The organism is Streptomyces sp. NPDC042002, from assembly GCF_055588305.1.
The window spans coordinates 195,198-221,196 of sequence record NZ_JBVJCT010000007.1 but is presented as its reverse complement, the minus strand read 5'-3'; the positions used below and the strand labels follow the sequence as shown (position 1 = coordinate 221,196).

At 72.4% G+C, this 25,999-nt stretch carries 20 protein-coding genes, 3 tRNA genes, 1 other RNA gene and 1 pseudogene; 14 read left to right on the top strand and 11 right to left on the bottom strand.

The window, feature by feature from the left end:
* Window positions 1-14 precede the first annotated feature (14 nt).
* The 3 genes from ACZ6KY_RS14115 to ACZ6KY_RS14105 all read left to right on the top strand — a co-directional run bounded on the left by ACZ6KY_RS14115 (window position 15) and on the right by ACZ6KY_RS14105 (window position 2,166).
* The gene (locus ACZ6KY_RS14115) at window positions 15-1,430 is read left to right on the top strand and encodes a sensor histidine kinase (protein WP_469310643.1); all 1,416 of its coding nucleotides are present in this window, start codon (window positions 15-17) and stop codon (window positions 1,428-1,430) included.
* Window positions 1,427-2,071 carry a response regulator gene (locus ACZ6KY_RS14110; RefSeq protein ID WP_469310539.1) on the top strand — a complete coding sequence of 215 codons (645 nt, stop codon included), beginning with the start codon at window positions 1,427-1,429 and terminating at the stop codon, window positions 2,069-2,071. Before ACZ6KY_RS14115 ends, ACZ6KY_RS14110 begins: the two co-directional genes overlap by 4 nt.
* 22 nt (window positions 2,072-2,093) lie before the next feature.
* Window positions 2,094-2,166: transfer RNA gene (locus ACZ6KY_RS14105), tRNA-Gly, on the top strand.
* Between the two features lie 127 nt (window positions 2,167-2,293).
* Here the strand turns inward: ACZ6KY_RS14105 and ACZ6KY_RS14100 are convergent.
* The 6 genes from ACZ6KY_RS14100 to ffs all read right to left on the bottom strand — a co-directional run bounded on the left by ACZ6KY_RS14100 (window position 2,294) and on the right by ffs (window position 11,768).
* Entirely contained in the window at window positions 2,294-3,193 is a 900-nt protein-coding gene (locus ACZ6KY_RS14100) for a phosphoribosylaminoimidazolesuccinocarboxamide synthase (protein ID WP_469310538.1), read from the bottom strand.
* 158 nt (window positions 3,194-3,351) lie between these two features.
* Window positions 3,352-4,881 (bottom strand): N,N-dimethylformamidase beta subunit family domain-containing protein, encoded by a 1,530-nt coding sequence (locus ACZ6KY_RS14095; protein WP_469310537.1) that lies wholly within the window; start codon window positions 4,879-4,881, stop codon window positions 3,352-3,354.
* Window positions 4,882-5,072: 191 nt separating this feature from the next.
* Entirely contained in the window at window positions 5,073-6,920 is a 1,848-nt protein-coding gene (locus tag ACZ6KY_RS14090) for a M48 family metalloprotease (RefSeq protein ID WP_469310642.1), read from the bottom strand.
* Between the two features lie 366 nt (window positions 6,921-7,286).
* Entirely contained in the window at window positions 7,287-8,540 is a 1,254-nt protein-coding gene (gene purD, locus ACZ6KY_RS14085) for a phosphoribosylamine--glycine ligase (RefSeq protein ID WP_469310536.1), read from the bottom strand.
* 606 nt (window positions 8,541-9,146) lie between these two features.
* Window positions 9,147-11,516 carry a DNA polymerase III subunit gamma and tau gene (locus tag ACZ6KY_RS14080; RefSeq protein WP_469310535.1) on the bottom strand — a complete coding sequence of 790 codons (2,370 nt, stop codon included), beginning with the start codon at window positions 11,514-11,516 and terminating at the stop codon, window positions 9,147-9,149.
* A gap of 153 nt (window positions 11,517-11,669) precedes the next feature.
* An RNA gene (gene ffs, locus ACZ6KY_RS14075) (signal recognition particle sRNA small type) lies at window positions 11,670-11,768 on the bottom strand.
* 72 nt (window positions 11,769-11,840) lie between these two features.
* On the opposite strand from ffs, the gene ACZ6KY_RS14070 reads away from it, so the two are divergent.
* A tRNA-Ser gene (locus tag ACZ6KY_RS14070) sits at window positions 11,841-11,928 on the top strand.
* Between the two features lie 127 nt (window positions 11,929-12,055).
* On the opposite strand, the gene ACZ6KY_RS14065 is transcribed toward ACZ6KY_RS14070, so the two are convergent.
* From ACZ6KY_RS14065 to ACZ6KY_RS14055, 3 genes are read right to left on the bottom strand one after another with little or no spacing between them, the layout of a single operon-like run.
* The gene (locus tag ACZ6KY_RS14065; protein ID WP_469310534.1) at window positions 12,056-14,068 is read right to left on the bottom strand and encodes a copper resistance CopC/CopD family protein; all 2,013 of its coding nucleotides are present in this window, start codon (window positions 14,066-14,068) and stop codon (window positions 12,056-12,058) included.
* Between the two features lie 42 nt (window positions 14,069-14,110).
* Window positions 14,111-14,743, bottom strand: coding sequence for a GNAT family N-acetyltransferase (locus tag ACZ6KY_RS14060; RefSeq protein WP_469310533.1), 633 nt, complete (start codon window positions 14,741-14,743; stop codon window positions 14,111-14,113).
* Entirely contained in the window at window positions 14,733-16,829 is a 2,097-nt protein-coding gene (locus ACZ6KY_RS14055) for a penicillin acylase family protein (RefSeq protein WP_469310532.1), read from the bottom strand. Before ACZ6KY_RS14055 ends, ACZ6KY_RS14060 begins: the two co-directional genes overlap by 11 nt.
* A gap of 51 nt (window positions 16,830-16,880) precedes the next feature.
* Between ACZ6KY_RS14055 and ACZ6KY_RS14050 the strand changes: the two are divergent.
* A pseudogene (locus ACZ6KY_RS14050) lies at window positions 16,881-17,453 on the top strand (HhH-GPD-type base excision DNA repair protein); the annotation flags it as partial.
* A 120-nt stretch (window positions 17,454-17,573) separates the two neighbouring features.
* On the opposite strand, the gene ACZ6KY_RS14045 reads toward ACZ6KY_RS14050, so the two are convergent.
* Window positions 17,574-19,226 carry a helicase HerA-like domain-containing protein gene (locus ACZ6KY_RS14045; protein ID WP_469310531.1) on the bottom strand — a complete coding sequence of 551 codons (1,653 nt, stop codon included), beginning with the start codon at window positions 19,224-19,226 and terminating at the stop codon, window positions 17,574-17,576.
* A 105-nt stretch (window positions 19,227-19,331) separates the two neighbouring features.
* On the opposite strand from ACZ6KY_RS14045, the gene ACZ6KY_RS14040 reads away from it, so the two are divergent.
* Complete coding sequence (locus ACZ6KY_RS14040) at window positions 19,332-19,628, top strand: type II toxin-antitoxin system VapB family antitoxin (protein WP_003999914.1); 297 nt, start codon at window positions 19,332-19,334, stop codon at window positions 19,626-19,628.
* A gap of 90 nt (window positions 19,629-19,718) precedes the next feature.
* On the top strand, window positions 19,719-20,375 hold the full coding sequence (locus ACZ6KY_RS14035; RefSeq protein WP_469310530.1) for a LytR C-terminal domain-containing protein: 657 nt from the start codon (window positions 19,719-19,721) through the stop codon (window positions 20,373-20,375).
* A 144-nt stretch (window positions 20,376-20,519) separates the two neighbouring features.
* Here ACZ6KY_RS14035 and upp read toward each other — a convergent pair whose 3' ends face one another.
* Entirely contained in the window at window positions 20,520-21,155 is a 636-nt protein-coding gene (upp, locus tag ACZ6KY_RS14030; RefSeq protein WP_261703858.1) for a uracil phosphoribosyltransferase, read from the bottom strand.
* Between the two features lie 137 nt (window positions 21,156-21,292).
* Between upp and ACZ6KY_RS14025 the strand changes: the two genes are divergently transcribed.
* The 7 genes from ACZ6KY_RS14025 (at window position 21,293) to ACZ6KY_RS13995 (ending at window position 25,952) form a co-directional block, all read left to right on the top strand.
* On the top strand, window positions 21,293-21,475 hold the full coding sequence (locus ACZ6KY_RS14025; protein WP_351551613.1) for a hypothetical protein: 183 nt from the start codon (window positions 21,293-21,295) through the stop codon (window positions 21,473-21,475).
* 541 nt (window positions 21,476-22,016) lie between these two features.
* On the top strand, window positions 22,017-22,556 hold the full coding sequence (locus ACZ6KY_RS14020) for a tRNA adenosine deaminase-associated protein (RefSeq protein ID WP_469310641.1): 540 nt from the start codon (window positions 22,017-22,019) through the stop codon (window positions 22,554-22,556).
* A 285-nt stretch (window positions 22,557-22,841) separates the two neighbouring features.
* Window positions 22,842-23,273 carry a tRNA adenosine(34) deaminase TadA gene (gene tadA, locus ACZ6KY_RS14015; RefSeq protein WP_401329587.1) on the top strand — a complete coding sequence of 144 codons (432 nt, stop codon included), beginning with the start codon at window positions 22,842-22,844 and terminating at the stop codon, window positions 23,271-23,273.
* A 165-nt stretch (window positions 23,274-23,438) separates the two neighbouring features.
* Window positions 23,439-23,523: transfer RNA gene (locus ACZ6KY_RS14010), tRNA-Ser, on the top strand.
* Window positions 23,524-24,022: 499 nt separating this feature from the next.
* Window positions 24,023-24,202, top strand: coding sequence for a hypothetical protein (locus tag ACZ6KY_RS14005; protein ID WP_037615173.1), 180 nt, complete (start codon window positions 24,023-24,025; stop codon window positions 24,200-24,202).
* A gap of 151 nt (window positions 24,203-24,353) precedes the next feature.
* Complete coding sequence (locus tag ACZ6KY_RS14000; protein WP_469310529.1) at window positions 24,354-24,647, top strand: Dabb family protein; 294 nt, start codon at window positions 24,354-24,356, stop codon at window positions 24,645-24,647.
* A gap of 216 nt (window positions 24,648-24,863) precedes the next feature.
* Window positions 24,864-25,952: an RNA polymerase sigma factor SigF gene (locus ACZ6KY_RS13995; protein WP_469310528.1), complete on the top strand. Its 1,089-nt coding sequence runs from the start codon at window positions 24,864-24,866 to the stop codon at window positions 25,950-25,952.
* Window positions 25,953-25,999: the final 47 nt, after the last annotated feature.

Here is a 25,999-nt window from a genome sequence, read left to right as displayed (position 1 = left end):
ACGTGGGGGTGGGCATGGGCAGGCCGTCCGGCTGGTGGCGGGGCAAGAGCACACCGGCGAAGGTCGAGACGTACACACGGTGGTCGTTCCACTTCTTCACCGTGCTCGAAGCCGCCTCGATCGGGCTGCCCCTCTTCGGGGACATGCCGACGGGACGGTCCTGGATCCTGTTCCTGCTGGTGTGCGGGCACTCCGCGTTCTGCGCGGTGACCGCCTCGCAGGCGCTGGACTGGACGCGCGGTACCCGCGAACAGCCCAGGCGGACACTGCTCGCGCTGGCCGTGAGCACCTCCGTCGTGGCCGTCGTGGGGGCCGTCGTCTCGGGCACCCCGTGGCGCCCGGCGAGCGACGGCCGATACCTGGTCGCCTCCTCGGTGCTCGTCGGTGTCACCGCGTTCGGCACGGGCACGGTCGCGCTCGGGACGCGCCACAGACGCCGGATGACGTACGGCGTCCTCGGCGCGGCGGCGGGTGCCGGCGTCCTGTCCCTCCCCCTCGGCTTCCCCGGTCCCGCCGCGCTGGTCACCGCCGTCCTGGTCCTGCTGACCGCCGGTTTCCTGACGTTCACCGCGGGCTTCTCCGTCTGGCTGCTCGACGCCGTCTACGAACTCGACGAGGCCCGCGAGACCCGCGCCCGGCTCGCCGTCGCCGAGGAGCGGCTGCGCTTCGGCCGCGATCTGCACGACGTGATGGGCCGCAACCTCGCGGTGATCGCCCTCAAGAGCGAACTCGCCGTACAGCTGGCCAGGCGCGGGCGGGCCGAGGCCGTGGACCAGATGACCGAGGTGCAGCGGATCGCCCGGGAGTCCCAGCGGGAGGTACGGGAGGTCGTACGGGGCTACCGCGACGCCGATCTGACCAACGAACTGGCAGGAGCCCAAGGGGTGTTGACCGCGGCGGGAATCGACTGCGACATCACCGCCACCGCCCCGGAGCTGCCCGCGCAGGTGCAGTCGGCGCTCGGCTGGGTCGTGCGGGAGGCGACCACGAACGTGCTGCGGCACGGGGACGCCAAGAGGTGCGCGCTGTCGCTGCGCGTGACGGAGGAGCGGGTGACCCTCACCGTCGAGAACGACGGGGTGCCGAACGACGCGGGACCGGGCCCCGGACCGGACGGCGGCTCCGGGCAGCGGAGAGGAACCGGTCTCGTGGGGCTGCGTGAGCGGTTGGGGGAGGTGGACGGGGTACTGCGGGCCGGCGCGAGCGGCGGAGTGTTCCGGCTGACGGCGGAAGTACCGCTGCCCGCCTCCCCGGTCAGAGACAGAGACCGGGACAGAGACAAGACCGGGGAGAGGGACCGGGACCGCCCCGGAGACAGGGACAGTGACCGTCCCGGAGACGGGAGCTCGGACTCGGGGGACGGCGAGACGCGGCGAGAGCCGTCGCCGCCCCCGTCCGTTCCGCACCAGGTGAGAGAGGCCACCCCATGACGTCCGTACCGCCCGGCGCGCCGACGCCCGACGCTCCCGTACGGCTGCTGCTCGCCGACGACGAGCATCTGATCCGGGGAGCACTGGCCGCACTGCTCGGGCTGGAGGACGACCTCGTCGTGGTGGCCGAGGCGGCGACCGGACCGGAGGCGCTGGCGATGGCTCGGGCGCATGTGCCCGATGTCGCCGTCCTGGATCTTCAGATGCCGGGGGCCGACGGTGTGAGTGTGGCCACATCCCTGCGGGCCGAACTGCCGGGCTGCCAGGTGCTGATCGTGACGAGTCACGGGCGGCCGGGGCATCTGAAGCGAGCGCTTGCGGCGGGTGTGCGCGGGTTCGTCCCGAAGACCGTCAGCGCGCGGCGGCTTGCGGAGATCATCCGTACCGTGCACGCGGGAAACCGTTATGTGGACCCGGAGTTGGCGGCCGACGCGATCTCCGCCGGGGACTCGCCGCTGACCGCGCGCGAGGCCGAGGTGCTCGAATTCGCCGCCGACGGGGCGCCCGTGGCGGAGATCGCGGAGCGCGCCGCGCTGTCCCAGGGGACCGTGCGGAACTATCTGTCGTCGGCCGCGTCCAAGCTGGGCGCGGAAAACCGTCACGCGGCAGTGCGTCTCGCACGGGAGCGAGGTTGGGTATAGTGGCTGTCGCGCCACGGCGCATGCGGACGTAGCTCAGTTGGTAGAGCGCAACCTTGCCAAGGTTGAGGTCGCCAGTTCGAACCTGGTCGTCCGCTCCGGAGAAGAAGCCCCCGACCTCTGGTCGGGGGCTTCTTCGTGTGCGCCTGCCGGGGCCGGAGATCCTTCGGACTGTCCGGCTCGGAGGGCTGCCGGACCCGGCCGGTGGCCGGGCCCGGTCCGGGGTCAGGTCCAGCTGACGCCCGTCAGACGCTCGTACGCCTCGATGTACTTGGCGCGGGTGGCCTCCACGACGTGCTCGGGCAGGGCGGGCGGCGGCTGCTCGCTCCTGCGGTCCCAGCCCGACTCCGCGGAGGTAAGCCAGTCCCGGACGTACTGCTTGTCGAAGGACGGCTGCGCGTGGCCCGGCTCCCAGACGTCGGCGGGCCAGAAGCGCGAGGAGTCCGGGGTCAGCACCTCGTCGGCGAGGACGAGCGTGTCACCGTCGTAGCCGAACTCGAACTTGGTGTCCGCGAGGATGATGCCCCGGTCGCGCGCGATATCACGGGCGCGGCCGTAGACGGCCAGGGTCGCCTGGCGCAGCTCGGCCGCGGTGTCGGCGCCGACCTGACGGGCGACCTCCTCGTACGACACGTTCTCGTCGTGCTCGCCGACCGCGGCCTTGGTGGCCGGGGTGAAGATCGGCGCGGGGAGTTCCGAGCCGTCGACGAGACCCTCGGGCAGCGCGAGGCCGCAGACCGTGCGGGACTCGTTGTACTCGACGAGACCCGAGCCGGTCAGATAGCCGCGGGCGACGCATTCGACGGGAGCCATCCGCAGGGACTTGCAGATCAGGGTGCGGCCGGCCCAGTCGGCGGGGGCGCCCGGCGGGAGTTCGGTGCTCAGCACATGGTTGGGCGCCAGCTCGGCGAGCTGGTCGAACCACCACAGGGAGAGCTGGGTGAGTGTGCGGCCCTTGTCGGGGATCTCGGTGGGGAGAACCCAGTCGTAGGCGGAGATGCGGTCGCTGGCGACCATCACGAGGTCGCCCGCCTCGTTCTGGTACAGGTCGCGCACCTTGCCGGTGTGCAGATGTACCAGACCCGGCACCTGAAGGGGCTCGGGCTTTTCGACGAATCCGGACACGGTTCCTCCCCGTGGTTATGTCCAACTGCCTCGATTCTCCCGTATGGGGCGAGCGGGTGTGGACAGGGGGCCGTGATGTGCGGGTCCGGGTGCCTGCGGTGCGGGCGTGCCGCGAGGCGCCCGGCGGGGCTTCCCCGGTCGTATCTCCCGGTCGTGTCTCAGTCGTGTTTGCAGATGCGGTCGAGGAGATTGGCGGTCGCCCGCTGGATACGGTGGTCCACGTGGCCGGGTCGGTCGAGGGCCGGAGACCACGCGAACGTCCCGGATGCGAAGACCAGGGCGCCGGACGGGGCCCGGTAGAGCGAGGTCTCCTGATGGCGGAGGGTGCCCTCGCTGTCCGGGTACGGGGAGTGCGCGAGCAGGATCCGGTCCTGGTGCTCCGGCAGCGGGGTGCGCGGGAAGTAACGGTCCGCCTCGCCCGCGACCATGCCCTCCACCTCGTCGCCGTCGTGCGCGCCGGTCGCCTCCCACAGCCAGTGGTCGGCGTTGCGGACGATCAGGGGGTGCGGCTCGGGGACGCGTCCCGCGTACTGGATGCCGATGAGCTGCTGCTCCGGGCGGTCGATCTCCCGCCACAGGGCGGGCTTGCCAGGACCCCGGCGTTTCCGGCAGGTCAGCAGCCGGTCGGCGACACCCGACGGGGACGGCCCCAGCTCCACCTGCCAGTACATGGTGTTGGCGGAGAGGAAGACGAGCGAGGTGCCGTGTTCGCGGGCGAGTTCCGTGGTGCGGCGCATCTGCGGCGACCAGTACTCGTCGTGGCCCGGGAAGACCAGGCCGCGGTAGCGGGTGGGGTCGACACGCCCGGCGTGCAGATCGCGGGCGTCGGCGTAGGCGAGATCGTATCCGTAGCGCTCCGCCCAGCGGATGAAGTCGTAGGCGTGCCCCACATGGAGGGGGAGGCCCGCGCCCGCGTAGGGGCGGTCGAACGACACGGTCGTCGCGGCGTCGGCCTCGCCGAGCAGCCGGCCGTTCTCGTCCCACGCGTGATAGAGGCTGGCGCCGGTGTGACCGTCCTCCGGGTACAGGTTGTACGCCTGCCAGGTGATGTCCGGGAGCAGCAGGAGCAGATCGGCCGTCTGGTGGTTGCGGACGGTGAAGGGGACGTGGGAGCGGTAGCCGTCGACGGTGGTGAGGACGGCGACATAGGCGCCGACGCTCCAGTAGGACGGGATCTGCAGGCGCCAGGACAGCCACCAGTGATGGCAGGAGACGGTGCGGTCGGCGGTGAGCGGCGACGGCTGGACGATGCCGGAGAGCCGCGGACTCGTGGTGATCTTGCTGGCGCCGTCGCCGCCGTAGTGGCCGATGCGGTAGATGTCGACGCTGAACTCCTGCGGCGGGTCGACCGTGACGTGGAAGTCGATGGACTCGCCGGGGGCGGCGGCACCCGTGGTGGTGAAGCCCTTGATCTGGCGGTGGACGTCGTCCGCGGAGCGGGGGCCTCCGGGGCCGGTGCGCGGGCGGGTGCGTGAGGTGGAGCGCGGGGCCGGGATCCGTGAGGCGCCGGTCGCCGGTTGGGGCGCCTGGGGTGCTTCGGTGTCCAGGTACCAGGGGACGACATGGCCGGTGTCGTCGAAATAGGTCTCACTGCCGCGGAGCCAGGGAACGGGGCCCTGGCCGAAGGGGTCCGTGACCGCGTGCGCGAGTGCTCCCGACTCCCAGCGGCGGATCTGCTCCGATCCCATGTCCGCTCCCCTCCCTCGTTCCCCCGTCGTACTGGTAAGCCCTTGCGCTGTGTGCGATCGGTCCCAGCACATCACATTACGCACGCAGTCCGTCACCGTTCGTCGCGAATTGACGTGAGTGGAACGGATGGCTCCGCCTGGGCCGAGCCGACTGCGAGTGGGTGGGCCGGGTGGGGCCGGCCGGACGGTCGTCAGACCAGGCGGACCGGTTTCTCCGGGCGGACGCCGAGATGGCGGAGCCAGTCCCGCAGGGGAGTGGGGTCCCCGGTCTCTATGAGGGTGAGGACCCGGGGGCCGAGGTCCGCTGCCCGTTCACCGGCGACGAGGAGGGACGGGCCGTCCAGCCAGTCGAGTCCGGGCACCGCCCCGGCGGTGTCCATCGCGGCGCAGCAGACCATCGCCGTGACGTGGTCGGCCAGCAGTTCACGAGCGGTCCTGGGCGGCTGGAGGGGGAACAGCGGAAGCATCCGGTCGTCCCAGAGGGCGTGGTCGGGTCCCTGCTGCTCGGCGCCCCCGGCGGGCTGGGGCGCCGCCGGGGCGGACGCCTCCTCGCGGGCGACTTCCGCGGTGATCCCGGCCGCGAGGGCCGCCGACCGCTCGTTCCCCACGGCGAGGTCCGGGTCGTCGCTCTCGGCGATCCCCATCTCCCCGTACGCCTCCGTGCGGTGGACGGCGAGGGCGGCCTCCGGGTGCGGATCCGGGGCGGGCGTGGCTCCCGTCGGTGCGGACAGGTGGTCCAGCACACGGGCCAGGGTCGGTCCGTCCGCCTCGGGCAGCGCGGGGTCGGCGGGGTGCCGGACGCCGAGCGCGTCCAGGACCCGGTGGAGGCGGGCCGCGTCGGTGCGCCACTTACGGTCGACGACCTCGTCCGGGTAGTCCTGCCAGTCGACCGGCGCCCAGTCGGGGCCGGCCTCCGCGGGACCGCCGTGGAAGAGCCGGGCGGCGAGCAGCGAAGCCGCCTCGTCCACGGTGCCGGGCTCTTCGAGCAGGTCGCAGGCCGGGCGCTCACCGAGCCGGGAGGTGAAGCCCTCGGCCAGGCGGTCGCGGCGGGACAGCTCGGTCAGCGCGGCGACGACGCCCACGTCCAGCCGGGAGGGCCAGCGGCCCATCCGCCAGGCGGGCAGCGCGACACGGGTCAGCAGGCGGTCCCAGCCCGCGTACGCCAGACCCACCTGTTCCTGGGCGACGATCCGCACGCCGTAGTCCACAGCCTGTGCGCGCTCGGCCGCCGCGGACGCCACCCCCCGCTCCATTTCGGCGGCATGGACCCGGCAGCCGCGCAGCAGGAGACGGGTCACCCAGCCCGCGCCGGCCAGGACCGTGCGGGACAGCGGGTCACGGCCGGGGGCCGAGGCCACGGCCACGGCCGCGTCCAGACCCCGTACGAATCGGCGGGCCGCGGCTATGTCCGGGTGTGCCGAGGGGCCCGTACCGGCGACGACCGGGGCGAGGACCGCCCGCAGCTCGCCGACCCGCATCCACCACAGGAAGGGGGAACCGATGACGAGGACGGGGGTGGCGGAGACCCGGCGGGCGCGGTTCGCCAGTGCGGGCACCGGGCGGCCGCCGACCAGGCTTCCGCGCCGGCCGTCCGCGTAGGCCGGCTCGTCCCCGCCGCCGGACGAGAACCGGCCGTGCGCCCGGTGGGTGCGGTCCTCCAGCCAGCTGTCGCAGTCAGGAGTGAGCGCTATCGCCGAGGGAGCCGGAACCTCCAGACGGTCGGCCAGGTCACGGACCATCCGGTAGAGATCGGGGGCCGATTCCTCGGAGATCGGGACCGTGGGGCTCATCGCGGGCCGGGCTCGGGCCACGAGGAGCGCGATGCCCGCCGCCGCGAGAAGGACGACGACGGCGAGGACCGTCACGATCCACCGCGCGATCCCCCAGGGCCCGCCGGTGATACGGCCGGTGGAGCCACCGACGAGCAGCACGACGGCCACGGCCGCGGGCAGCAGGGCGACGGCCAGCGCCCTGCTGCGGATGCGCAGCACAGCGAGAGCCCGGGAGCGCGCGGTCTGCGCGCCCACCTCCACACCCATACCGGTCACGACCGGACGTCACCCCCTATTGTCCGCCGGGCCCCGGCCTTTTCACTGCCGGTGCCGACGGATGCCCTGGCGTTGGTCACTCCCCCACTGTGGCACCCGCCACCGACATCGCAATGCCGGTGGGCCAAGTGCCGGAATGCTTTCGCCGCACCCTAGTTGGGGCCCCGGCCCTCGTCAGCCGGATAGGCCATCGGTCACTCGATGGAATGGCTCTGGGGAAAGGTGGATGACGGCGGGCCTTGATCGGGTCCCCTGTTCCCTACGGAAACCCGCAGGTGGAAGCGCCCGGACGCACCATGCCAAAGCCCCGGATTCCGTACGGAATCCGGGGCCCGGTGATGCTATGGGGACCTGGGGCTATGCCTCGGCCGCCGCCTTCGCCGCGATGTCCGTGCGGTGCTGCGAACCGTCCAGACCGATGCGGGCGACCGCCGCGTAGGCGCGCTCGCGGGCCTCGGCGAGGCCGGATCCGATCGCTGTGACGGACAGCACACGGCCGCCCGCGCTCACCACCGCTCCGCCCTCGTGCCGGGTGCCGGCGTGCAGGACGTACGCGTGCGGGGCGTCCTCGGCGGCCACCGCGTCGAGCCCGGTGATCGGGTCGCCGGTACGCGGGGTGTCGGGGTAGTTGTGCGAGGCCACGACCACGGTGACCGCCGCGTCGTCGCTCCAGCGCAGCGGTTCCAGATCGGCGAGGGTGCCGTTCGCGGACGCCAGCAGGACACCGGCGAGCGGGGTCTTCAGACGGGCGAGGACCACCTGGGTCTCGGGGTCGCCGAAGCGGGCGTTGAACTCGATGACCCGCACGCCGCGGCTGGTGATCGCCAGGCCGGCGTACAGGAGTCCGGAGAACGGTGTGCCGCGGCGGCGCAGTTCGTCGACGGTCGGCTGGAGGACGGTCTCCATGACCTCGTCGACGAGCTTCGGGTCCGCCCAGGGCAGCGGTGAGTACGCGCCCATGCCGCCGGTGTTCGGGCCCTCGTCGCCGTCCAGCGCGCGCTTGAAGTCCTGGGCGGGCTGGAGCGGGACGACGGTCGTGCCGTCGGTGATCGCGAAGAGGGAGACCTCGGGACCGTCGAGGAACTCCTCGATGACGACGCGGTCGCAGGCGTTGGCGTGCGCCCGCGCCGCCTCGAGGTCGTCGGTCACGACGACGCCCTTGCCGGCCGCCAGTCCGTCGTCCTTCACGACGTACGGCGCTCCGAACGCGTCGAGCGCCTCCTCGACCTCCTCGGGCGTCGCGCAGACGTAGGAGCGTGCCGTGGGGACGCCGGCACCCGCCATCACGTCCTTCGCGAACGCCTTGGAGCCCTCCAGTCGCGCGGCCTCCCCGGAGGGACCGAAGCAGGGGATGCCCGCCGCGCGCACGGCGTCGGCGACACCGGCGACCAGCGGGGCCTCCGGGCCCACGATCACCAGCTCGGCGCCGAGCTCCGTGGCCAGCGCGGACACGGCGGCGCCGTCGAGGGCGTCGACCGCGCGCAGCTCCGCCACCTCCGCGATCCCGGCGTTCCCGGGAGCGCAGTACAGGGCGGTGACGTCGGGGTCGAGGGACAGGGAGCGGCACAGGGCGTGTTCGCGGGCGCCACCACCGATGACAAGGACCTTCACGGGGTCAGCCTAGCCGCCGCGCGAGGGTGCCCTTGTGGGGGCTTCCGAAGCGGAGGGGGTACGGCACTGGTGCGATCCTCCGAGAACCAGGTCTCCCGAGCGCCGGGAGGCGTCACTCGGAGGTGCTTCCGAGACGGCTCCGAGACGGCTCCGAGGCGGATCCGAGGCGCTTCTGAGGGGCCTCGGTCGGGCCGGGCCGGGAGCTCCCGGCCCGGAGACGTGGAGCACGGGGAGGACGCTCGGGAACGCGAGAGGCAGTCTGGCTGGAGCGGCTCCGGGACCAGCGCCGGGATCGGCTCCGGGATTTCCGGGACTCGGCGAAGGCCGACCGTCCGACGGTGCTCCCGAAGCCGTGGCCGCGCATGCGGGATCCGAGCGTGCGGCGTCCGGGCGCTCAGGGGGCCGAGCATCACCCGGGATTCAACGGGACCCGTCGGCCGGAGGTGATTGCCGGGGCTCCGGAACACCGGGAAGTCGCGCCGGTGGAGCCAGTACGGCCGGGGCGGCGGGAGGCAGCGCCGGGGCACCGGGAGGCAGCGCCGGGGCACCGGGAGGCAGCGCCGGGGCACCGGGAGGCAGCGCCGGGAAGCGGCGTTGCCAAGCCCCTCACTCGTTCGAGATCTCCTCGACCACCGTTGCCCCGAGCTCGCGGACGATCAGGTCGTGGCCCGAGAGTGCGGACTCGTCCAGGTCGGGGTCGTCGTCCTCCGGGGTGTCGTCCTCGGGGGCGACCGGCGGCGGCTCGTATGCCGGGGCCGACGCGGGCGCGGACATGCCCTGGCCCTGCGCACGGCCCGCGGACGGGCCGGACTGCGCGGCCGAGGGCCCCGAGGCCGGAACGGACGGCTGCTGGGGAGCGGGGCGCTGGCCGGCCGGAGCCCCGCCGTAACCACCACCGCCACCGCTGCCACCACCGCCGCCGTAGCCGCCGCCGGCGCTGCCGCCCCCGCCGTATCCGCCTCCGCCGCCGAACCCGCCGCCCGCCGGAGCGGCCGGCGGTGCCGAGCCGCCCGAGGCGTCCACGACGGCCTCGACCTTCCACTGCACGTTGAACTGCTCCGCGAGCGCCTGCCGCAGCACGTCCTCGCTGCCGCTGCTCGCGAAGTTGTCCCGCGCCCCGGCGTTGACGAAGCCGATCTGCAGGGTCGTACCGTCGAAGGCCGTGACCTGCGCGTTCTGGCTGAGCAGGATCCAGGTGAACCGGCGGCGGTTCTTCACCGCCTCCAGGATGTTCGGCCACAGCACACGGGGGTCGGGGCCACCCGCGGCCGGTGCCGGAGCGGGAGCCTGGGGCGCTCCGTGTCCGGCGGCGGTGGGAGGAGCGGGTGCGGCGGGCGCCGGTGCGGACGGTGCCGGAGCCTGGCCGCTGCCCGCGGGCGTCGCCGTGGGCCAGCCGCCGGGACGCCTGCCGCTGCCGGCGGCGGTCGCGGTCGGCCAGGCACCGGGCGCGGCCCCCGCGGGAGCACCGGCAGGCGGGGCCGCGGGCTGCTCGGGTGCCACAGGGGCGTACGAAGGCGCACTCGCCGGAGCCGGGGCGGTGACGGATGCCGCGGGCGCGACGGGCGCGGACGTCCCGGGCATCGCTCCCGGCACGGTTCCGGCGCCCTCACCGGCTCCCGCCGCCCCCGCTCCATGCCCCGCGCCAGATCCCACGCCCTGCACTGGGCCCGGTCCCGCTCCCCGGGCCGCGGCCCGGGCAGCAGCGGGCCCGCCGCCGGAAGGCACCGCAGGCCCGGCCTGCGGGACCGGCACCGCGCCGTGCGCCTCGGGTCCTGGGACGTAGCCCATGGCGGGGGCCGCTCCACCGCCGGAGAAGTTCACCCCGCGCTCGATACGGTCGAGCCGGGCCATGAGGGACCGCTCGTCCCCGTAGGCGGCGGGCAGCAGCACGCGCGCGCAGATGAGTTCGAGCTGGAGGCGCGGCGAGGTGGCTCCGCGCATTTCCGTCAGCCCTTCGTTGACGAGGTCGGCGGCGCGGCTCAGTTCGGCGGCGCCGAAGACCCCGGCCTGCGCCTGCATACGCTCCACCACGTCGACCGGGGCGTCGATGAGCCCCTTCTCCGCCGCGTCCGGAACGGCCGCCAGGATCACCAGGTCCCGCAGCCGCTCCAGCAGGTCGGCGACGAATCGCCGCGGGTCGTTGCCGCCTTCGATGACGGTGTCCACCACTTCGAAGGCGGCGGCGCCGTCCCCCGCCGCGAACGCCTCGACGACCGCGTCCAGCAGCGAGCCGTCGGTGTACCCGAGCAGCGAGGTCGCCATGGCGTACGTCACACCGGCGTCGGCGGCACCCGCGAGCAGCTGGTCCATCACGGACATGGAGTCACGCACGGACCCAGCGCCCGCCCGTACGACAAGAGGCAGCACACCGTCCGCGACGGGAATCCCCTCCTGGCCGCAGACCTCGCCCAGGTATTCGCGCAGGGTGCCCGGGGGCACCAGCCGGAACGGGTAGTGGTGGGTCCGCGACCTGATCGTCCCGATGACCTTCTCGGGCTCGGTCGTGGCGAAGATGAACTTGAGGTGCTCCGGGGGTTCCTCGACGACCTTCAGCAGCGCGTTGAAACCGGCCGGCGTGACCATGTGGGCCTCGTCGATGATGTAGATCTTGTACCGGCTGCTCGCGGGCCCGAAGAAGGCCTTTTCCCGCAGGTCACGGGCGTCGTCCACGCCACCGTGCGAAGCGGCGTCGATCTCGATGACGTCGATGGAGCCCCGGCCGTCGCGGGCGAGGTCCTGACAGGACTGGCACTCCCCGCACGGGGTCGGTGTGGGCCCCTGCTCGCAGTTCAGACAGCGGGCCAGGATGCGTGCGCTCGTGGTCTTCCCGCACCCGCGCGGACCGCTGAACAGGTACGCGTGATTGACCCGGTTGTTCCGCAGCGCCTGCTGCAACGGGTCGGTGACATGCCCCTGCCCGATGACCTCGGCGAACGACTCCGGGCGATAGCGGCGGTACAGCGCGAGAGACGACACGTCTACGAGGTTATAGGCGCCCACTGACAACAAGGACCGTCCTGAGCGCATCCCGGGCGCGACCCCGGCGGCATCCGGTCCCCGGCCGGCCCGATATCCGTCCCAGCGGCCGTCCGATGGCGGTCCAGCGGCCGTCCGGCGACCCGTTCCGGAAACGCAAGCGCCCCCCACGCACCCGCCAGAGCCAACCTACCCTTGCTGCCTTCCGGCCCTGGGGGAGTTCAGTCAGATAGCGCCACGTGAGGGGCTCCGCAAAGAGTACAGGATGCCGGGGGTGGGGAACGAGTTCGCGAGCACTCCTCAACGTCTTGTATTGTTTGCCCCGGAGGATTCGCCTAGTGGCCTAGGGCGCACGCTTGGAAAGCGTGTTGGGGGCAACCCCTCACGAGTTCGAATCTCGTATCCTCCGCCAGTGCCTCACCGGGCACTAACGTCGAAGGGCCCCGCTGCTTGCAGCGGGGCCCTTCGACGTTGTCGGAGGCGACGTCGTCCGACGCGGTGGGGCGGGAGCCGACGGCTCCCGCCTTCTCCGGAGTTCCTCAGCCGATCTTCACCGTCTTCGAGACGGTGACCTCGTCGATGTCGCCGGTGCGGACCGTGACCTTCATGGTCCAGGTTCCGGGGAGGGGAAGGGTGAGGCCGTCGGAGGTCCAGTAGCCGCCCTTGTCGGTGATCTCCGCGTCGATCGGGCCGACCTTCTGGGATTCCAGGGTGAAGGTGAGGCGCACTTCGGGGACGGTCGCGAGGCCGCCGTCAGGTCCGATGATCACGGCCTGCACGGAGTTCTCGCCCACCCGGCCGGGCGACAGCTCGATCTGGACCTTGCCGTGGCCGCCCGGGGTACCGACGTCGAAGGGCACCAGTGTCGTCGTCGCGGTCGGCCGGGCCGCGGCCGCGACGGCGGCGGCGCTCTCGGTGGCCGCGCGGCCCGGCTGGGTCCCGGTCAGCATGGTCGTGATCACCAGCACCAGGATGCCGATGGTGACCTCGGCGAGCACCGAGCGGCGCAGGCCGCGGTGGTGCGCGATGTCCCCCGGTCCACCCCCAGTGGGCCCGGCTCCCGTCGGCCCGTCCCCTGTCGGCTTGGCTCCGCTTGGCCTGTCTCCCGTAGATCCGGCTCCCGTAGGCCCCTCTTCCGTAGGCCCCTCTTCCGTCGGGCCCTCTTCCGTCGGGCCCTCTCCCTCGGCGTCCTTCTGGGCGCCCGCGTCCTCGCCCTCGTGCGCCTCCGGTAGGTCGCCGGTGACCGCGGCCGGGTGCGTCGGCGCTCCGGCCGGCACCGCGACCGCTACCGCGACCCGCTCGGCGGGGACGGTGGTGGAGGGCTCCCCCGTCGCCAGCCGGGCCGTCCAGCGGCGCGAGAACGCCGCTGCCGCCAGGAGCAGCGTCACCCCGACGAGTTTGACGACCAGGAGCCTGCCGTACGACGTCGAGGTCAGGGCGTCCCAGGAGCCGAGGCCGCGCCAGGACTGGTAGACGCCGGTGATGGCGAGGACGGCGACCGAGGTGAGGGCGAGCCGGGAGAAGCGGGTGACGACGGCCGGGGGGATCGGCTCGGCGGGGCGGTGGAGGGCTGTCAGCAGGGCCGTCAGACCGCCGAGCCACACCGCCATGGAGAGCAGATGCAACACGGAGGAGACCATCGCCACGGGGACCTGGATCCCGGCGGAGGCGTGCTCCGCGGCGGCCCAGGTGACCGCGAGCGCCAGCGAGAACAGTCCGCCGAGCACGAGGACGCCACGGCTGGACTCCCGGTCGCGTACCGGCTCCCGGAGGGGCACGAAGGCCACCGCGGCGAGCAGCGCGAGCCGCGCCACCAGCACGATGCCGGGCCGGCTCGTCAGGGTCTCGCTCAGGATCGCCGGGTCGAAGGCGCCGCCCGCGCCGGTGCCGCGCTCGTAGGGACCGCGCAGCAGGAGCAGCGCGAACGTGGAGCCGAGCAGGATCCACCAGCCGGTCACCAGCAGACGCCGTACGGAGCCCGGGAAGCCGCAGGCCAGGACGAACGTGGCCGCGCCGATGAGCAGGGCGAGTCCGCTGTACGCGGCGTAGCGGGCGATGTCGTAGAGGGCGGCGGAGACGGGGTTCCCACCGGTGGGCGGCGGGGGTGCCACTGTCGTGGAGGGTTTGCCGATGGAGAAGGTGAAGGCGCCGGAGACGGGGTGGCTGTCCGCCGAGACGACCCGCCAGGCCACGGTGAAGGTGCCGGTGCCGAGGCCGCGCGGCAGGGTGACGCCGGCGGTGTCGGAACGGCCGTCCGTGTGGCTCGGTTCGCCCGTGTGGACGCGCCGGTTCTCCGGGGTGAGCACGCGGAAGGAGTCGTCGAGCAGGCCGATCGACTCACTGAACGTCAGGGTCACCTCGCGGGGCGCCGACTTCAGCACGCTGCCGTCCTGCGGGTCGGTGCTCGTGAGCGCCGCGTGGGCGGACGCGGCGCCCACGCCCCCGAAGAGCACCAGCACCAGGACGCTGCCCAGGAGGGCAAGGGCCCGTGTGCCGAGCCGTCGCCGGTCTCGCTGTCCGCTTCCGTTCACACGCCGTCTCCGTATCCGCATGTGCAGAGTCTCGGTTACGTACGGACGGGGGCCGCGTCCGGCTCACCTCTGCGCCGTCGGACCCTTCTCGAAGGCCTCCCGCGTCAGGAAGGCGAGCAGGGCGCGCTTCTCGGGCAGATGGACCTCGGGCAGATCGATCTCCGGGAGCACGATGTCCCCGGCGGGGACGAATCCCTGCCGGGTCAGACGCGCGATGGCCTTGGCGTTGCGGGCGTCGGGTTCCACCACGACCCGCTGCCGGTCGAGGCCGGTCAGCGCGTACGCCAGGAACGCCGTGACCAGTGCGGACGACCAGCCCGGCCGCTCGCCGCCGCCGGGGGCCGGGGGTCCGATCAACAGGTGGACGCCGATGTCGCCGGGCCCGACCTCGTAGCACTCGGAGACCCGGTCGGCCTCGGGCTCGTACGTCTGGAAGAGCGCGGCCGGCACGCCGTCCTTGACCGTGAGGAAGGCGTGGTGGGTGTCGAGCGAGTCGAGGTGGAGATAGGTCTCCAGCACCTGCCGCCGGGTGAACCCGGTCATGCCCCAGTACGCGGCCCGCTCCTCGGTGACCCAGGCGTGCAGGACGTCGAGGTCGGCGTGCGGGTCGACGGGCAGCACCCGGACCGTGCCGAAACCGTCGACCCGTCGCTCGTGAACGGCCTCGCGGGCGTCGGCGTACGTCTCAGTCGTCATCGCTCTCCTTGGTCAGCGTGTTCCAGTCGGTGGTCACCGGGGCGAGATCTCCCCTGAGCCACAAGGGGAGTTGGTCGCGGTGGTGGGCCGCTCCGGGAACGCCGTCGGCTCCGAACGGGACCACCCAGAGGCTGTTGTCCCGGTCGGCGAGGTCCCAGACGTACCGGGCGGCGGATCCGCGGGCGCTCAGGTCGGTCAGTCCGGGCACCGAAGAGGTGGACAGGACGCAGTCGTTGTCGCCGGACAGGGCCGGTTCGTCGTACGCGGTGCCGGTGAACGCCCGCCAGGGGGCGAGGCGATGGGTGTCGCCCCAGGTGCGGGAGACGGTCCTGGCGGCCACCTCCTCGACGGCCGCGCGCACCACGTCGTCGCGGTCGATTCCGTACAACTCCCGTACCGTCAGCAGGTTTTCGAGAGCGAAGGCGACGCGCGGGGCGAGGGCGAGCCAGGGCAGGAAGACATCCGGGACGGCGGGCGGCCCGGCCAGTACGGCGAGGGCCGGATGGGCCGCGAGCCGTCGTACGACTTCGCCGCGCACCTGCGCGTACACCGCCGCCGTGTCGCTGTCGGCGTCCATGTGCCGGTTCCAGCGAAGGAGTTGATCCCTGAGCCCGGCCGCGGCACCGGAGAGTCCAAGCGCGGGCAGTCGGTCCAACAGGGCCGCGGCGGAGGCGAGACGGGTGTCCATGTGGATGGCCGGCATGTCCCGCGCCGACCACTCCACACCCGCGTCGAGCAACTGTCGGATACGGGCGGCGCGGTGGGGCGGCGCGAACTCGACGCCCAGCGGGGCCCCGGGGCCGCGCTGGTTCGCCATCACGGCGAGGCCGTCCTCGACCGGGCCGTACGGCATCTCGTGCCAGCCGGTCCACTCGTGCCCGGCCTCCCAGGCGGGCACGACCCGGGTACGGCCGGCCGCACCGCGCACCGGGACCCGGCCCGCGACGCGGTGCAGCACTCCGCCCTCGGTGTCGGCGGCCTGCACGACGTTCACCGGCTCAGCCCAGGCGTCGAACGCCCGGTCCACGTCGGCGACCCGGCGGGCGCGCAGCAGCGGGAGGAGCGCGCCGAAGCCGAGGTCCCGTGTCACGCGGGGCGGGTAGCGGAGGCTGACGGACTCCTCGGCTCCGGCGCCCCCGATGATCACGGGCCCGCGCGCCGTCTCGATCACCTCGACCTCGACGGGTTCGCCGCCGGCCACCTCCACCCGCTCCAGGTGCCGTGCCGCCGGCCGCCACACACCGTCGGGATCGAGGGCCTCGACAGCCGCGCCGCCCCCGGAGTTCCCGGCGTCCCGGGCGTCCCCTGCGCCCACGAGCCGCAGCCGCTCCCGGTAGAGGTCCTGGTAGTCGGCCATCGCGTTGGTGATCGCCCAGGCGACGGTCCCGGTGTGGCCGAAGTGGGCGATGCCCGGGACGCCGGGGACGGCGAGGCCGACGACGTCGAACTCCGGGCAGGAGAGCCGGATCTGCTGGTAGACGCCGGGCTCCTCGATGAAGCGGTGCGGGTCACCGGCGATGACGGCGTGCCCGGTGGCGGTGCGTTCGCCGCTCACCAGCCATCCGTTGCTCCCGGCCGTGCCCGGCCCGTCCATGGCGAACAGGCCGACCGCGTCCGCGCCGAGGCGCCGTACGACCTCCTCGCGCCACAGCTTGGCGGGGAACCCGGCGAACAGGATGTGGGTACCGAGCCAGACTCCCAGCGGACTCCAGGGCTCCCAGCGCCCCGGGGCGAGCCCGCTCGCCGCGAACTCGGGCGCGCGCGGGGCCCCTTCGGCCAGCCCGGCGTTGACCCCGTCGACGTACGCGACGACCCACGCGGCGGTCTCGGGATCCCGCTCGTCCAGGGCCTCGAAGCAGCGTCGCGCGGTGTCGTCGAGCCGGGCCTGCCGCGCGAACCGGTCCCAGCCGACGGACTCCGCGCCGAGGAACGCGGCCGAGGTGCCCTGCGAGCGGTGCCGTTCGACCTCCAGTTGCCAGGCCCGGTCCCGGGCGGTGACCCGGCCCTGCGCGTGGGCGAGTTCCCGCGCGCTTCCGGCGCGCAGATGCGGGATGCCCCAGGTGTCACGGTAGATCTCGGCGGTCACGGTCCATCCCCACTCGTCCATCCCCAGCCATGTCAGGTTAGGCTAACCTAACTCAGCCTCTCCCGGCAGCCCGAGGCCGACGAACTGCTCGGCCGCAGCCCGCTCGCGGCCCCGGTCGGCATGCTGCTGGACCAGCAGGTGCCGATGGAGTGGGCCTTCGCGGGGCCGTACACGATCGCCCAGCGCATGGGGGCGGACGATCTCGACGCGAACGAGATCGCCTCGTACGACCCGGAGAGGTTCGCCGCGCTGCTCTCGGAGAAGCCCGCCGTGCACCGCTGTCCCGGTTCGATGGGCAAGCGCGTCCATCAGCTGTGCCAGTACCTCGTCGAGCACTACGACGGGGACACCGCCGCCGTCTGGCAGGACGCCACGACCGGCGGGGAGTTCCTCCGCCGCCTCAAGGAACTCCCCGGCTTCGGCCCGCAGAAGGCCCCGATCTTCCTGGCCCTCCTCGGCAAGCAGCTCGGCGTCCGCCCCGAGGGCTGGCGCGAGGCGGCGGGCCCGTACGGCGAGGCCAGGTCCTTCCGCTCGGTCGCCGACATCACCGGCCCGGAGTCCCTCGCCGAGGTCCGCGCCCACAAACAGGAGACGAAGGCCGCGGCGACGGCCACCGGCGAGTAGCCGGGGCCGGGCCAGGACAACCGGCGTCCCGCCCTCCCGGGCCGGGGTGCTCCTGGCCTCCCGGGACCGGAGCCCTGTGGGGCTGGAGCCCTATGGGACCGGAACCCTGTCGGGCTGGAATCAGCGCCGCTTCCGGGCCGTCCCGAAGATCGAGCGGGTGATCTCCCGCCCGATCTGCGTACCCACCGACCGGGCCAGGGACTTGAACAGCCCGCTGCCGACGACCTGCTCGACGACGGAGGCGTCCTCCTTCGGCCGGCCCCGACCGCCGGAGCGCGCGGCTTCCGGCCCGCCCTGGGGCCCCGGCGGGGGCGAGGCCGACGGAGACGACGTCGCGCCGGAGGCCGCCGGCCCGCCGCCGGTCCGTGCCGCCGTCAGCTTCTCGTACGCCGACTCCCGGTCCACCGCCTGCGCGTACCGCCCGTACAACGGCGACTCCCTCACCGCACGGTCGAGCGCGTCCGCCTCCACCGGCCCCATCAGCGACCGCGGGGCGCGCAGCCGGGTCACCGCGACCGGCGTCGGAGCGCCCTTCTCGCTCAGCACGGTGACCACGGCCTCGCCGGTGCCCAGGCCCATGAGGACCTCTTCGAGGTCGTACGGGGAGTCGGGGAACGTCCTCACGGTGGCCTTCAGCGCCTTCTGGTCGTCCGGGGTGAAGGCGCGCAGCGCGTGCTGGACGCGGTTGCCGAGCTGGGCGAGGACATCTCCGGGGACGTCCTTCGGCGTCTGCGTCACGAAGAAGACGCCGACTCCCTTCGAACGGATGAGCCGGACGGTCTGCGTGATCGAGTCCAGGAAGGCCTTCGACGCGTCGCCGAAGAGCAGATGGGCCTCGTCGAAGAAGAAGACGAGCTTCGGCTTGTCCAGGTCGCCGACTTCCGGCAGGTCGTGGAAGAGATCCGCGAGCAGCCACATCAGGAACGTCGAGAAGAGCTGCGGTCTGTCCTGCACGGCGGGCAGTTCGAGGACCGACACCACGCCCCGGCCGTCCGGTTCCGTACGCGTCAGCTCGCCCGTGTCGAACTCCGGCTCCCCGAAGAAGGGGCTCATGCCCTGCGCCTCGAAGGCCGTGAGCGAGCGCAGGATGACGCCCGCCGTGGCGGTGGACAGCCCGCCGATCCCCTTCAGCTCACGTTTTCCCTCGTCCGAGGTCAGAAAGGCGACGACCGCGCGCAGGTCCACGAGGTCGACCAGCTCCAGGCCCTTCTGGTCCGCGTAGTGGAAGATCAGCCCGAGCGACTGCTCCTGGGTCCGGTTGAGCTGGAGCACCTTCGACAGCAGCACCGGCCCGAAACTGGTGACCGTGGCGCGTACGGGAATGCCGTGGCCGAGGCCGCCGAGCGCGTAGAACTCCGCCGGACAGCCGCCCGGTGTCCATTCCTGGTGGACCTCCCCGGCCCGTTCCTGGACCTTCGTCCCGGGCTCGCCCGGCGCCGAGATCCCGGAGACGTCACCCTTGATGTCCGCGAGGAAGACGGGGACACCCTGCGCCGACAGCTGCTCGGCGATCAGCTGGAGCGTCTTGGTCTTGCCGGTGCCGGTGGCGCCCGCCACCAGACCGTGCCGGTTGAGCATCGGCAGCGGGATGCGGATCTGCGCGTCGGGCAGGCACGTTCCGTCCCAGATCAGCGCGCCGAGGTCGAGGGCGGGACCCGCGAAGGCGTAGCCGGCGGCGATCTCCAGGGCCTCCCGCGGGAGCGCGGGGGCGCCCACCACCCGCTCGGGAGCGGTCTCAGCGGCAGCCGACGGCATGGTCCCGCTGTCACTCATATCAGACCCCTGTTCCCGATTTGCAAGGATTTACGACATCTTTTCCAGCGTCGCACTCCGTCGCCATGGCTGCGCCCGGAAGGTCTTGACCGGTAGGCTTTCCGTGTGATCTTCAAGCGCATCGGAAACGGCCGGCCGTACCCCGACCACGGCCGGGAAAGCACCCGGCAGTGGGCGGACGTCGCGCCGCGCCCGGTCCGCCTCGATCAGCTCGTGACGACCAAGGGCCAGCTGGACCTGGAGACCCTCCTCGCCGAGGACTCCACCTTCTACGGCGACCTCTTCGCCCACGTCGTCAAGTGGCAGGGCGACCTGTACCTGGAGGACGGCCTGCACCGCGCCGTCCGCGCCGCGCTCCAGCAGCGCCAGGTGCTGCACGCGCGCGTTCTTGAACTGGACTAATGGCCACGGCTTGACCCCAATGGGTTGAACTGAACACCGGGCAATGATCATCTAGTAGGCATTGGCGTCTCGGCGCACTACGCTGCGCCCATGAGCATGCTTACTCCCCCTGGCATGGGTGGCCAGTATCGGATCACGGGGGACAAGTACCCGCGGATGCGCCGACCTCGAGGGCGTCGCAAGCTCGCCTTCCTGAGCGTCGCCTCCGTCACCGCACTCGGGCTGATCGGGTGGGGGACCCTGCAGCTCATCGACATCTACACGGGTGGCAGCAAGGCCACGGCCGCGAGCACCAAGGCGGACTGCGGATCGAAGGTCACGCCGACGGCGAAGGCCTCCGCGGCCGCCGCCCTGGCGGTCACGCTGCCCAAACCCGGCCAGATCACCGTGAACGTCCTCAACGCGACGCCCCGCAGCGGGCTCGCCAAGCAGACGGCGGACGAGCTGAAGAAGCGCGGCTTCAAGATCGGCGACGTGGGCAACGCGTCGGCCGCGTACGACAAGAAGGTCGCGGGCGCCGGGATACTGGTCGGCGCCAAGGCCGCCGACCAGGCCGCGCTGCCCGTCCTCAACACCCAGCTCTCCGGCGCCCAGCTGAAGACCGACGGCCGCGCCCGGGCCACCACGGTCGACCTCATCATCGGCACCGAATTCAAGGCGCTGACGAAGAAGGAGGACGCCGACAACGCGCTGACCGTCCTGGCTCAGCCCAAACCGGCGCCCTCCACCACGAAGAAGAGCTGCTGACTCCGGGGTCGCTCCCGGAGGAGAGCCGCCGGCTCTGAAGCCGGGCTCGAAAGTGGCGCTGCCGACCCCGGAGTCGCTCGCGGACGAGAGCCCGCCGGCTCCGGGGTCGCTTCGCGTCTCCGCGGAGTTACCCGGCGTGCGGAGTTACTCGGCGGCCCCGTACATCCGGTCCCCGGCGTCGCCGAGACCCGGCACGATGTAGCCGTGCTCGTTCAGGCGCTCGTCGACCGAGGCCGTGACGACGGTGACCGGCGTGCCCGCCAGGTCGCGCTCCATGAGCTCGACACCCTCCGGGGCGGCGAGGAGGACCACGGCGGTGACGTCGTCGGCGCCGCGCTTGATCAGCTCCTGGATCGCGGCGACGAGCGTGCCGCCGGTGGCCAGCATCGGGTCCAGGACGTACACCTGACGGCCGGAGAGGTCGTCAGGCATGCGGGTGGCGTACGTGGAGGCCTGGAGCGTCTCCTCGTCGCGCACCATGCCCAGGAAGCCCACCTCGGCGGTCGGCAGCAGCCGGACCATTCCGTCGAGCATGCCGAGGCCCGCGCGCAGGATCGGCACGACGAGCGGGCGCGGGTAGGAGAGCTTGACGCCCGTGGTCGGGGAGACCGGGGTCACGATGTCGACCTGCTCCGTGCGCACGTCGCGGGTGGCCTCGTAGGCGAGCAGGGTGACCAGTTCGTCGGCCAGCCGCCGGAAGGTCGCGGAGTCGGTGCGCCGGTCGCGCAGGGTGGTGAGCTTATGGGCGACCAGGGGGTGGTCGACGACGTGAAGACGCATGTCCACAACAGTAGCGGGGCTCCCGTCCCCCGCCACTGACCCGCCCGGCAAGGACCGCCGCCCGGGATCACCCGTCCGCTGGCATCAAACCGGTCATCAGAGGGAAGGTGGGAGGGACGGACCTGGGGTGGTGTGCCATGCGGAACCCGGAAGAGGAGACCTCCGAGCGGCTGGAGAGCGACGCCGAGCGCAGGAGGCGACGGGCCCAGTTCCTGCGCGACCTGACCGAGGCGCGCGAGCTGCGCGACCGGGTCCAGCCGCGCCGCGCCAAGACCGCCCGCCTGCGCCACGCGATGCGCATGCGAACGTTCCGCTGGTAGTCGCCACCAGCCCCGGCCGCGGACCCGCACACCACGGTCGCAGACCTGCGCCCCCGTGATCCGTCGGCCCACGCCCGGCAGGGGCACCGGGGGACACCGGACCGGGTTCCCTGTCCGCCGGCGGCCCGCGCCCACCGCGGTCATCAGCCCCGCCGCCACGCCCGCGGGAACGTCGTCGGCGCGCCCGCGTCGCCGTCGGTGGCGTGGCCGCCGTGAAGGGGTGACGCGCCCGCGCGGCGGCCGGTGGCGCGCCGGGGGAGAAAGCGGTCGCCCGGCCGCTGTGGAACCGGGCCACGCCCGTGTCACGGGGGACCGTGTGGTGGACGTGTCGGGCTGAGAGGTGCCTACGCGGCGCGGGCAGCCGCGTACGATCCGCTGTTAGCGATCAAAAGAGGCAGACACAGCAGGCCGAAGACATCCCCTGAACGCTCTGTTTCTGCCACGATTCCGAGTGGGCGGGGCTCGGAGCAGCATTCCTCGCCCATAGCCTCCGCCGGGGGGAACCCCAACCGGCACGCCTATGACCAGTGGGAGAGTCACGGTGTACTTCGCCGCACTGCTCGCGCGCACCGAAGACGGGTGGGAAGCGAGCGATACAGAGCTCGACGATGTGGAAACCCTGTCGGATCTGACCGACCTGGCCCGTGAAGTCTCGGACGAGGACACGGTGCTCGTACTCATCGAGCAGGAGGACGCGTGGTTCGGCGTCGTCCGCGTGGACGGCGAGGAGGATCCTCGTATCTACGTCTCGGACGCCGCCGCGGCTGCCCGTAGCTCGTACGGCGAGATCCTGCTCACGGACGAACTACTAGGACGGGATCCGGGCGACGACGACGCCGACCTGGACTCCCTCGATCTGGACGGCACGGAGGACGGTGAACCCAGGGACTCCGAGGACGACGAGGAGGAACAGGGGAGCGTGTCCGGCGATGCCGTGTCGCACAGCCCCGTCGGGGACCGCTACATCCTCGCGGACCTCGGAGTGACGGAGAGGGAACTGCTGGCCCTGGACGAAGGCGACGCGCTCAGCACGATCGCCGAAGCGCTGGGAGCGGCAGAGGTCCTGGAGACCGTCCGCTAGGCCGCCGGAAACGGTGGTCGGAGACGGCGGGCCCAGCCCTTCTGGTCTGCGAGCCCTCCTTGTCCGCGAGCCAACCTCCATACCGATGAGCCGGCCCCGTCCAGCGGGCCGGGTCTTCGCCCGCCGTTTGCCACTCGCCCTCACCGGGACGGTGGGGCGGCGGGGAGCGGCGCCCGCACGCCCCCGCCGTCGCACCCGCCGGGATTCCGCTAGGTTCCCCGGGTGAGCACCCCCCACCAGGTACCCCGCCCGCCCGATCCCGTACGTGATCGGTGGCGGGCCCCGATGCGGCTCGCGCTGGACGAGGCACGGCTGGCCGTCCGGGGCGGGGACGTTCCCGTGGGTGCCGTCGTGCTGTCCCCGGACGGTACGACCGTGCTCGCGGCCGGACACAACGAACGCGAGGCCACCGGCGACCCGACGGCGCACGCCGAGGTCCTCGCGCTGCGCAGGGCCGCCGCCAGGCTCGGTGAGTGGCGGCTGTCCGGGTGCACGCTCGTCGTCACCCTGGAGCCCTGCACGATGTGCGCGGGCGCGCTCGTCCAGTCCCGTGTCGAGCGGGTGGTGTACGGCGCCCGTGACGAGAAGGCGGGCGCGACCGGCTCCGTCTGGGACGTCGTCCGCGACCGGCGCCTCAACCACCGGCCCGAGGTGATCGAGGGTGTCCTCGCCGAGGAATGCGCCGCGCTGCTCACCGACTTCTTCCGCGACCGCTGACCGGCCACCACCACGCACCGAGCGGGCCCAGGACGGGCATCCGCCCTCCGCCCCGGCATGCCCGGGCGGGCACCGGGCGGCCGTCGGCCCGCGTCCTCCGCGGGCGGTCCGGGGCCGCCGAAACGGATTTCAGACCACGGCCCACCTTGGGGTAGGGTCTCCCTCGGTAGCGTGTCCGAGCGGCCGAAGGAGCTCGCCTCGAAAGCGAGTGTGGCGCAAGTCACCGAGGGTTCAAATCCCTCCGCTACCGCTTCTGAAGGGCCTCGTCGAGAGACGGGGCCCTTCGTGCGTTCCGGGAGCGTGTGTCCCAGAGGCGTGCGTTCCGGGGCAGGTCTTCGAGAGGCAGGCGTTCCGGGGCGGGGGTCCGTACGGACCCGGACGCGGAGGGGCCCCGGCGCCGCTCGGCCGCCGGGGCTCCTCCGCACCCGAAAGGGTTCTCCGCTCCCACAGAGGAGGGGGAAGCGGCGCATCGGGGGCACCGCTTCCCCCACGGAAAGGACCCGCGAGTCCGCGCCGCCGTCTCGGGGGAAGTCGGGCAGCGAGGACCCCGCAGTGGGGTCCCTCCGGGCCCCGTGGACTCCTGTCGGTTCCCGCCGGGGCTCCCTTCCATCGTGGACCGCGGGAGCGCCGATCGGGCCCCGCGAAAGACCTCGACCAGCGGGCCGTTGGTCCTTAGAAGCGGCGTGAAGGTTACACTCACCGCCGGCAGCAGGGGGCCCACGGGCGCAGCAGTCACAGGGGAGGCCGCCATGGCGGTGAATTCGAAGAAGATCGCCATCTATGTGCTCGTGGTCTTCGCGCTCTACGTGATCATCACGGATCCGGCCAAGGCCGCCGACTACGTCCAGATAGCGTTCGAGGGCATATCGAACGCCGCTGGGGCGATCGGCGACTTCATGACCTGGATCGCCGACGGAGCGAAGAACTGACGCCAGCCGGCGACGCCCGCGCCTCAGTGATCGCGCGCCTCGGGGATTCCGCGCGCCCGGCACCGAGCGGGCACGACGGAGCGCGGCGCGGCGCGGCCGGACCCGGACGCGACCGGGCGAAGAACCACCTCACAACCACCAGGGAGTGCCCGTGATCCGCCATCTGGTCCTCTTCAAGCTCAACGACGGTGTCCTGCGCGACGAGCCCCGCGTCGTCGAGGGCGTCGCCGCCTTCCGCGCGCTCGGTGGTCTGATCCCCGAGCTGCGGGTCTGGGAGTGCGAGTGGAACATCAGCGACCGGCCCATCGCGTACGACTTCGCGATCAACGCCGCCGTCGACGACGGTGACGCCCTCAAGCGTTACCTGGAGCACCCGGCGCACGTGGCCGGTGTCGCGCTCTGGCGGGAGTTCGCCACTTGGGTGATCGCCGACTACCCGTTCTGACCGTTTTCGATCGCACTCTTTTTCCGAGCCCTTGACCGCAACCGGTCAGGGGTTTTTGGCGTCTTACGCCCCAACTCGCCTCCAACTCACCTCCAACACGGCGTTATGCGGTGCTTGCACACAGTGCACATGTCTTGTGATGCTATGACCGCTTTTGACGGACGAGTTGACGGATACGTTGACGGATCGTTGACGAATGAAGAGGTGGCGTTGACCGTGTCGGCCAGTACTGCGCCGCCCCAGGAGGAAGCCCCGGCCAAGGCCCAGGCGTCGGCCCTCACGCCCGCCCCGCCCTCCCTCTCGCCCCCGGCGCAGACCACGGCACCGAGCGCCGCACCGAGCGCCCTGAGCCCCGCAGCCGGCCCCACAGCCCGCTCCACGGCCCCTCCCGCCCCTGGCCCCACGTCCGACTCCACAGCCCCTCTCGCCCCTGGTCCCACATCCGGCTCCGCGTCCGGCCCCACAGCCACTCCCGCACCGGGCCCGGCACCGGACCCCGCGACCGGTCCCGCACCGATCCAGGAGGTCACCCAGGAGCGGCGTCGCGGTGCCGACACCCGGGCCCTCACGCAGGTGCTCTTCGGCGAACTCAAGGTGCTGGAGCCGGGCACCCCCGAGCACAACCGGGTCCGCGGCGCCCTCATCGAGGCGAATCTGCCGCTCGTCCGCTACGCGGCGGCCCGGTTCCGCTCCCGCAACGAGCCGATGGAGGACGTGGTCCAGGTCGGCACCATCGGCCTGATCAACGCCATCGACCGCTTCGACCCGGACCGTGGCGTGCAGTTCCCGACCTTCGCGATGCCGACGGTCGTCGGCGAGATCAAGCGGTACTTCCGTGACAACGTTCGCACCGTCCACGTACCGCGCCGGCTGCACGAGCTGTGGGTGCAGGTGAACAGCGCCACCGAGGACCTGACGACCGCCTTCGGGCGCTCGCCCACCACCGCGGAGATCGCCGAACGGCTGCGCATCGGCGAGGAGGAGGTGCTCTCCTGCATCGAGGCGGGCCGGTCGTACCACGCGACCTCCCTCGAAGCGGCCCAGGAGGGCGACGGGCTGCCGGGACTGCTCGACCGGCTCGGCTACGAGGACCCCGCGCTCGACGGAGTCGAACACCGCGACCTCGTACGGCATTTGCTCGTACAACTGCCCGAACGCGAGCAGCGGATCCTGCTGCTCCGCTACTACAGCAACCTGACCCAGTCTCAGATCAGCGCCGAACTGGGGGTTTCCCAGATGCATGTGTCAAGGCTCCTCGCCCGTAGCTTCGCGCGTCTTCGATCCGCAAACAGGATCGAGGCGTAACCGAAAAGAGCGAATCGCTCAAGAGAGCTTTTTCTGCCAGTTCAGCG

What these genes read in the sequence shown, in the direction of transcription:
- ACZ6KY_RS14115 (WP_469310643.1), top strand. Translation starts at nt 15, where the DNA reads ATGGGCAGGCCGTCCGGCTGGTGGCGGGGCAAGAGCACACCGGCGAAG.
- ACZ6KY_RS14110 (WP_469310539.1), top strand. Translation starts at nt 1,427, where the DNA reads ATGACGTCCGTACCGCCCGGCGCGCCGACGCCCGACGCTCCCGTACGG.
- ACZ6KY_RS14095 (WP_469310537.1), bottom strand. Translation starts at nt 4,881, where the DNA reads ATGGGATCGGAGCAGATCCGCCGCTGGGAGTCGGGAGCACTCGCGCAC.
- ACZ6KY_RS14090 (WP_469310642.1), bottom strand. Translation starts at nt 6,920, where the DNA reads ATGGGTGTGGAGGTGGGCGCGCAGACCGCGCGCTCCCGGGCTCTCGCT.
- ACZ6KY_RS14065 (WP_469310534.1), bottom strand. Translation starts at nt 14,068, where the DNA reads ATGCGGATACGGAGACGGCGTGTGAACGGAAGCGGACAGCGAGACCGG.
- ACZ6KY_RS14060 (WP_469310533.1), bottom strand. Translation starts at nt 14,743, where the DNA reads ATGACGACTGAGACGTACGCCGACGCCCGCGAGGCCGTTCACGAGCGA.
- ACZ6KY_RS14045 (WP_469310531.1), bottom strand. Translation starts at nt 19,226, where the DNA reads ATGAGTGACAGCGGGACCATGCCGTCGGCTGCCGCTGAGACCGCTCCC.
- ACZ6KY_RS14035 (WP_469310530.1), top strand. Translation starts at nt 19,719, where the DNA reads ATGAGCATGCTTACTCCCCCTGGCATGGGTGGCCAGTATCGGATCACG.
- upp (WP_261703858.1), bottom strand. Translation starts at nt 21,155, where the DNA reads ATGCGTCTTCACGTCGTCGACCACCCCCTGGTCGCCCATAAGCTCACC.
- ACZ6KY_RS14025 (WP_351551613.1), top strand. Translation starts at nt 21,293, where the DNA reads ATGCGGAACCCGGAAGAGGAGACCTCCGAGCGGCTGGAGAGCGACGCC.
- tadA (WP_401329587.1), top strand. Translation starts at nt 22,842, where the DNA reads ATGCGGCTCGCGCTGGACGAGGCACGGCTGGCCGTCCGGGGCGGGGAC.
- ACZ6KY_RS14005 (WP_037615173.1), top strand. Translation starts at nt 24,023, where the DNA reads ATGGCGGTGAATTCGAAGAAGATCGCCATCTATGTGCTCGTGGTCTTC.